This is a genomic window from Micromonospora peucetia (assembly GCF_900091625.1).
Taxonomy (GTDB): domain Bacteria; phylum Actinomycetota; class Actinomycetes; order Mycobacteriales; family Micromonosporaceae; genus Micromonospora; species Micromonospora peucetia.
Genome location: NZ_FMIC01000002.1, coordinates 6193160 through 6200677, shown reverse-complemented (window position 1 = coordinate 6200677; position 7518 = coordinate 6193160). Strand labels below are relative to the sequence as shown.

At 74.4% G+C, this 7518-nt stretch carries 1 protein-coding gene (running past one end of the window); it reads left to right on the top strand.

Annotation, left to right across the window (positions count from 1 at the left end):
- Nucleotides 1-19 precede the first annotated feature (19 nt).
- Nucleotides 20-7518 carry the start of a type I polyketide synthase gene (locus GA0070608_RS27490; protein ID WP_091631574.1) on the top strand. Its footprint extends 22378 nt past the window's final position, so the window shows 7499 of its 29877 coding nt (coding positions 1-7499); it begins with the start codon at nucleotides 20-22; the stop codon falls past the right edge of the window.

Here is a 7518-nt window from a genome sequence, read left to right as displayed (position 1 = left end):
CCCCAGTACGGAGCTCATGATGTCTACGTCCGCAGACAAGGTCGTCGAGGCGCTTCGCGCCTCGCTCAAGGAGACGGGCCGCCTCCGTCAGCTCAACCAGCAGTTGACCGCTGCCGCCCGCGAGCCGATCGCGATCGTCGCCATGTCCTGCCGCTACCCGGGCGGCGTCGCCAGCCCGGAGCAGCTCTGGGACCTGGTGGCCTCCGGTGGCGACGCGATCGGCGGGTTCCCGACGGGCCGAGGCTGGGACCTGGACAACCTGTACGACCCGGACGCCGACCGGGCCGGCCGGTCCACCACCCGCGAGGGTGGTTTCCTCTACGACGCGGCCGACTTCGACGCCGAGTTCTTCGGCATCTCGCCCCGCGAGGCCGTCGCCATGGACCCCCAGCAGCGGCTGCTGCTGGAGACGTCGTGGGAGGCGTTCGAGTACGCCGGAATCGCGCCCGCGTCCATGCGCGGACAGAAGGTCGGCGTCTTCGTCGGGACCGCCGCCAACGGCTACGGGATGGGCCCGCAGAGCGAGGCCGAGGGCACCGACGAGGGCTACCTGCTGACGGGTACGGCCACCAGCGTCGTCTCCGGGCGGATCGCGTACGCCCTCGGCCTGGAGGGCCCGGCGGTCACGGTCGACACGGCCTGCTCGTCGTCGCTGGTCGCCCTGCATCTGGCGTGCCAGGCCCTGCGGCAGGGCGACTTCGACCTGGCCATGGCCGGGGGCGTCTGCGTGATGGCCACCCCCAGCCCGTTCGTGGGCTTCTCCCGGCAGCGAGGGCTCGCCCCCGACGGTCGGTGCAAGTCGTTCGCCGCCGCCGCCGACGGTACCGGCTGGTCCGAGGGCGTGGGCATCCTGCTGGTGGAGCGGCTGTCGGACGCGCAGCGCAAGGGGCACCCCGTCCTCGCGGTGATCCGGGGCAGCGCGGTGAACCAGGACGGCGCGTCCAACGGTCTCACGGCGCCGAACGGTCCGGCCCAGCAGCGGGTGATCCGGCAGGCCCTGGCCAACGCCCGGCTGACCACGGCCGACGTGGACGCCGTCGAGGCGCACGGCACCGGCACCATCCTCGGCGACCCGATCGAGGCGCAGGCGCTGCTCGCCACGTACGGGCAGGACCGTCCCGCCGACCGGCCGCTGCTGCTCGGGTCGATCAAGTCGAACATCGGTCACAGCCAGTCCGCCGCGGGCGTGGCCGGCGTGATCAAGATGGTGATGGCGATGCGGCACGGCCTCGTCCCGCCCACCCTGCACGTGGACGAGCCGACGCCCAAGGTGGACTGGTCGGCGGGTGAGGTGTCGCTGGTGACCGAGGCCCGGCCGTGGCCGGTGAGCGGGCGCCCCCGACGGGCGGCGGTCTCCTCCTTCGGCATCTCCGGCACGAACGCGCACACCATCCTGGAGGAGCCGCCCACGCCGGACGCCGACGGTGCGGCTCCCGCCGACGCCCCACCGGCGGCCCTCCTACCGGCGGTGTCCGTGCTCCTGTCCGCCCGGTCGGACTCCGCGCTGGCCGCCCAGGCGGGACGCTGGGCCCGCTGGCTGGACGCCGACGAGAGCCTCCGCCCGGTGGACGTCGGCTGGTCGTCGGTGGTGTCGCGGTCCGCGCTGGAGCACCGCGCGGTGCTCACCGCCACGGACCGCGAGGACCTGCTGGCCGGCCTGCGCGCCCTCGCCGCCGGTCAGCCGTCCGGCGCGGTGGTCGCCGGGCAGGCCGCCGACCGTGGTCCGCTCGCGATGCTCTTCTCCGGTCAGGGCGCGCAGCGCGCCGGCATGGGCCGGGAGCTGTACGCGGAGTTCCCGGTCTTCGCCGCCGCGCTGGACGAGGTGTGCGGGCAGCTCGACCCGTTGCTGCCGCGCCCGTTGCGTGAGGTGCTGTTCGCCGAGGCGGGCACCGCGGAGGCGGGGCTGCTGGATCAGACGGTGTTCACGCAGGCCGGGTTGTTCGCGGTCGAGGTGGCGCTGTTCCGGCTGGTGTCGTCGTTCGGCGTGGTGCCGGACCTCGTGGGCGGCCACTCGATCGGTGAGATCGTCGCCGCCCACGTGGCCGGTGTGCTGTCCCTGGCCGACGCGGCCGTGTTGGTGGCGGCGCGGGGCCGGTTGATGCAGGCGTTGCCGACCGGCGGCGGGATGCTCGCCGTCGCCGCCTCCAAGGAGGCGGTGGCCGAGTCGATCGCCGCCCTGGCCGACCGGGTCGGCATCGCGGCGGTGAACGGGCCCACCTCGGTCGTGGTCTCCGGCGCCGCCGAAGCCCTGGACGACGTGGAGCGGGTCTGGCACGAGCGGGGCGCGAAGACCCGCCGGCTGCGGGTCAGCCACGCGTTCCACAGCCCACTGATGGAGCCGATGCTCGACGAGTTCCGGGCCGTCCTCGACGGGCTGACCTTCGCCGCACCGGCGCTGCCGATCGTGTCGAACCTGACCGGTGCGCTCGCCGACGCCGACGAGATCCGTACCGCGCGGTACTGGGTGCGGCACGTCCGGGAGGCCGTGCGCTACGCCGACGGGATCGCCGCGCTGCGGACCGCCGGCGTGGACACGTTCCTGGAGATCGGCCCGCGGAGCGTACTGACCGCGATGACCCGGGACGTGTTGAACCGGCAGGAACCGGCGGACGCCGCCGACGGCGAGACGCCGGTGCTCGCGGTGCCCGTCCTGCGCGCCGACCGCCCCGAGGCCCGGGCCCTGCTCGCCGCCCTGGCCGAGCTGCACGTCAACGGGGCACCCGTCGACTGGCCGGCCCGCTACGCCGGCACCGGAGCGACCCCGGTCCCTTTGCCCACGTACGCGTTCCAGCGGCAGCGCTACTGGCCCGAGCAGTTGCCGATGCCGGTCACCGGCCCGGTCAGCCCGGACGTGGTGGACGTCGAGTTCTGGTCCGCGGTGGAACGGTCCGATGTGGCGGCGCTGGCCGCACAGTTCGGTGCCGACGCGGCGGCCCTGGACGTGCTGGCCCCGGCTCTGCCCGTATTGTCGTCCTGGCGTAGGGCGAGGCTGCGGGACTCGGTGGTCGACGGCTGGTCGTACCGGGTGGTGTGGAAGCAGACCACCTTCCCGACGCCGGTCACCCCGGTGGGCGGCTGGCTGCTGGTGGAGCCGGCCGGCGACGCCTCGGCGACGGAGTGGGCCGAGGCGTTGGCGGGGGCGCTGACCGCAGCGAGCGGCGAGGTGTCCCGGTTGGTGGTGGACCCCCTCGCGGAGCGCGAGGACGTGACGGCGCGGGTGGCGGAACTCGTGGGGGACCGCCGGTTCTCCGGGGTCGTGTCCCTGCTCGGCCTGCCGGACCGGCCGCACCCGGGTCAGCCGGCGGTGCCGCTCGGCATGGCCGCGACGATGATGCTCGTGCAGGCCCTGCACGATGCCGACATCACGGCACCCCTGTGGACGGTGACCCGTGGTGCGGTCGGCACCGGGGAGGCCGATCCCGTCCGCAGTGTCGCCCAGGGCGGTCTGTGGGGCCTGGCCCGGGTCGCCGGGTTGGAGCACCCGCAACTGTGGGGCGGCCTGGTCGACCTGCCGGACCGGCCCGACCAGGCCGGCTGGGACCGCCTGGTGGGCGTCCTGACCGGCGGCGGCGGCGAGGACCAGGTTGCCGTACGCCCCGCCGGCGTGTTCGTGCGGCGGCTGGCCCGCGCCACGCCGGCGGCCGTCGGGACCGTCGAGCGCTGGCAGCCGTCGGGCACGGTGCTGATAACCGGGGGCACCGGGGCGCTGGGCGCCCACGTGGCCCGCTGGGTGGCGGCCAACGGTGCCGAGCACGTCGTGCTGACCAGCCGTCGGGGCGAGGGTGCCCCGGGAGCTGCGGAGCTGCGCGACGAGTTGACCGCACTCGGCACCCGGGTGACCCTGGTCGCCGGTGACATGGCCGACCAGGCCCGGGTCGAGGCGCTGCTGCGTGACATCGACGCGGATCCGGCGCCGTTGACGGCGGTGGTGCACGCCGCCGGCGTGGGCCAGCTGAGCATGCTGGTCGACACGGACCTGGCCGGTCTGGCCGGGGTGCTGGACGGCAAGATCGCCGGTGCGGTGCACCTGGACGAGTTGCTGGGCGACCGGCCGTTGGACGCGTTCGTGCTGTTCTCCTCCATCGCCGGGATCTGGGGAAGCGGCGGGCAGGCGGCGTACGCGGCGGGCAACGCCTTCCTCGACGCGCTCGCCGAGCGGCGTCGGGCGCGCGGCCTGGCCGCCACCGCGGTGGCCTGGGGGCCGTGGGCCGACGGCGGCATGGCCAGCGGTGAGGGGCAGGACCTGCTGGCCCGACGCGGCCTCAGCCCGATGTCCCCGGCCCAGGCGGTGTACGCGCTGCGCAGCGCTGTGGGCCGGTCCACGCCGTCCCTGACCGTGGCGGACGTCGACTGGTCGCTGTTCACCCCGGCGTTCGCCGCGGCCCGTCCCCGCCCCCTGCTCGACGACATCGCCGAGGCACGGGACGCCCTGCGCGTGGTCGACGGGGAACCGCAGGACGCGGCCGGTGGCGGTCTGCGTCAGCAACTGCTGACGTTGCCCCGCGCCGAGCAGGACCGGCACCTGACGGACCTGGTGCGAACGCACACCGCCGCCGTGCTCGGCCACTCCGGCACCGAGGTGGTCAAGGCGCACCGGGCGTTCAAGGAACTGGGCTTCGACTCGCTCACCGCGGTGGAGCTGCGTAACCGCCTCGCCGGCGCGACCGGGCTGACCCTGCCCACCACCCTCGTCTTCGACTACCCGAACCCCGCCGCCCTCGCCGCCCACCTGTCGTCGGCGTTGCGCCTGCACGAGGTCGACACCGTCACCACCTGGGGCCCCGCCGGCCCGGTCGACGACGACCCGATCGTCATCGTCGGGATGAGCTGCCGGTACCCGGGCGGCGTGGCCAACCCGGAGGACCTCTGGGACCTGGTCGCCACCGGACGCGACGGGATCAGTGGCTTCCCCGAGGACCGGCACTGGGACATCGCCCGGCTGTTGGCCGCCGACGCCGACGGGCGACCGGTGTCGCACACCCGCGAGGGCGGCTTCGTCGCCGGCGCCACCACCTTCGACCCCGGCTTCTTCGGCATCTCGCCCCGCGAGGCGGTCGCCATGGACCCGCAGCAGCGGCTGCTGCTGGAGGCGTCCTGGGAGGCGCTGGAACAGGCCGGGATCGACCCGGACCAGTTGCGCGGCAGTCGGACCGGGGTGTTCGTCGGCGCCTCCCCCTCGGGGTACGGCACTACCGACACCCCGGCGGAGCTGGCGGGATACCAGCTCACCGGCGGCGCGCACAGCGTCATATCCGGTCGGGTGTCCTACACCCTGGGCCTGGAGGGGCCGGCGGTCACGGTAGACACGGCCTGTTCGTCGTCCCTGGTGGCGGTGCACCTGGCCGCCCAGGCGCTGCGCAGCGGCGAGTGCGACAGGGCGCTGGCCGGCGGGGTCACCGTCATGGTGACGCCGGGAGCCTTCGTGGAGTTCTCCCGGCAGGGCGGCCTCGCCCCGGACGGCCGCTGCAAGTCCTTCGCCGCCGGCGCGGACGGCACCGGCTGGTCGGAAGGCGTCGGTGTGCTGCTGGTCCAGCGGCTCTCCGACGCCCGCCGGGAGGGCCGCCAGGTGCTCGCCGTGATCGCCGGCAGCGCGGTGAACCAGGACGGCGCGTCCAACGGCCTCACGGCACCGAACGGTCCGGCCCAGCAGCGGGTGATCCGGCAGGCCCTGGCCAACGCCCGGCTGACCACGGCCGACGTGGACGCCGTCGAGGCGCACGGCACCGGCACCACCCTCGGCGACCCGATCGAGGCGCAGGCGCTGCTCGCCACCTACGGCCAGGGCCGCCCCGCCGACCAGCCGCTCTGGCTGGGGTCGATCAAGTCGAACATCGGCCACAGCCAGGCCGCAGCCGGCGTCGCCGGCATGATCAAGATGGTGCAGGCGATGCGGCACGGGCTGCTCCCGTCGACCCTGCACCTCGACGAGCCGACACCCCACGTGGACTGGTCCGCCGGCGCGGTGTCCCTGCTGACCGAGGCACGCCCCTGGCCGACGGTGGACCGGCCGCGCCGGGCCGCCGTGTCGTCGTTCGGCATCAGCGGTACGAACGTCCACCTGATCCTGGAACAGCCACCGGCCGAGGTGATCGAGGGCGAGGTCGACGCCCGCAGCGAGCCGCCGGTCGTGCCGGTGCTGCTGTCGGCCCGTGACGCCGTCGCGCTGTCGTCCCAGGCCGAGCGCTGGGCTGCCTGGTTGAGCCGGGACGAGGGCCTACGTCCGTTGGATGTGGCGTGGTCGTCGGTGGGTTCGCGGTCGGTGTTGGAGCACCGCGCGGTGGTGACCGGTGCGAGCCGGGACGAGTTGTTGGCGGGTCTCGGGGCTTTGGCGGTGGGCGAGCCATCGGGCAGCGTGGTCACCGGTCCGGGTGGGCAGCGGGGCCAACTGGCGCTGTTGTTCTCGGGCCAGGGCGCGCAGCGCGCCGGCATGGGGCGGGAGTTGTCGGCCGGGTTCCCGGTGTTCGCGGCGGCCCTGGATGAGGTGTGCGCCCAGCTGGATCCGTTGCTGCCGCGTCCGCTGCGGGAGGTGCTGTTCGCCGAGGCGGGTACGGCCGAGGCGGAGTTGCTGGATCAGACGGTGTATACCCAGGCCGGGTTGTTCGCGGTCGAGGTGGCGCTGTTCCGGCTGGTGGAGTCGTTCGGGATCGTGCCGGACGTGCTGGCCGGCCACTCGATCGGTGAGGTGACGGCGGCGCACGCGGCCGGGGTGCTGTCCCTGGCCGACGCGTGCACGCTCGTCGCGGCGCGGGGTCGGTTGATGCAGGCGCTGCCGACGGGCGGCGGCATGCTGGCGGTGGCCGCCGACGAGGTGGCGGTGGCGGAGTCGATCGGGGGTCTGACCGACCGGGTCGGCATCGCGGCGGTGAACGGGCCGACCTCGGTGGTGGTGTCGGGCGCCGTCGACGCCCTCGACGACATCGAGCGGGTGTGGCGGGAGCGGGGTGCGCGTACCCGCCGGTTGACGGTGAGCCACGCGTTCCACAGTCCGTTGATGGAGCCGATGCTCGACGAGTTCCGCGCGATCCTGGACGGGCTGACGTTCTCGGCACCGTTGCTGCCGGTCGTGTCGAACGTGACCGGGGCGCTCGCCGACGCCGACGAGATCCGCACGCCGGAGTACTGGGTGCGGCACGTGCGGGAGGCAGTGCGTTACGCCGACGGGGTCACCACGCTGCGGGACGCTGGTGTGGACACGTTCCTGGAGGTCGGTCCGCAGAGCGTGTTGACCGCCATGACCGTCGACGTCCTGCCCGACGACGCCGTGCTGGCCGTCGCCGTGCAGCGTCGGGACCGGCCGGAGACGTACGCGCTGCTGCACGCCCTCGCCGAACTGCACGTGCACGACGTGCCGGTGAGCTGGCAGGAGTGGTTCGTCGAGACCGGCGCGCGGCGGGTCGACCTGCCCACGTACGCCTTCCAGCGGGAGCGCTACTGGCTGCCGCCGGTCGGCCAGTCGGCCGACGTCTCGGGGGCGGGCCTCGGTGTGGCGCGGCACCCGCTGCTCGGCGCGACGGTGTC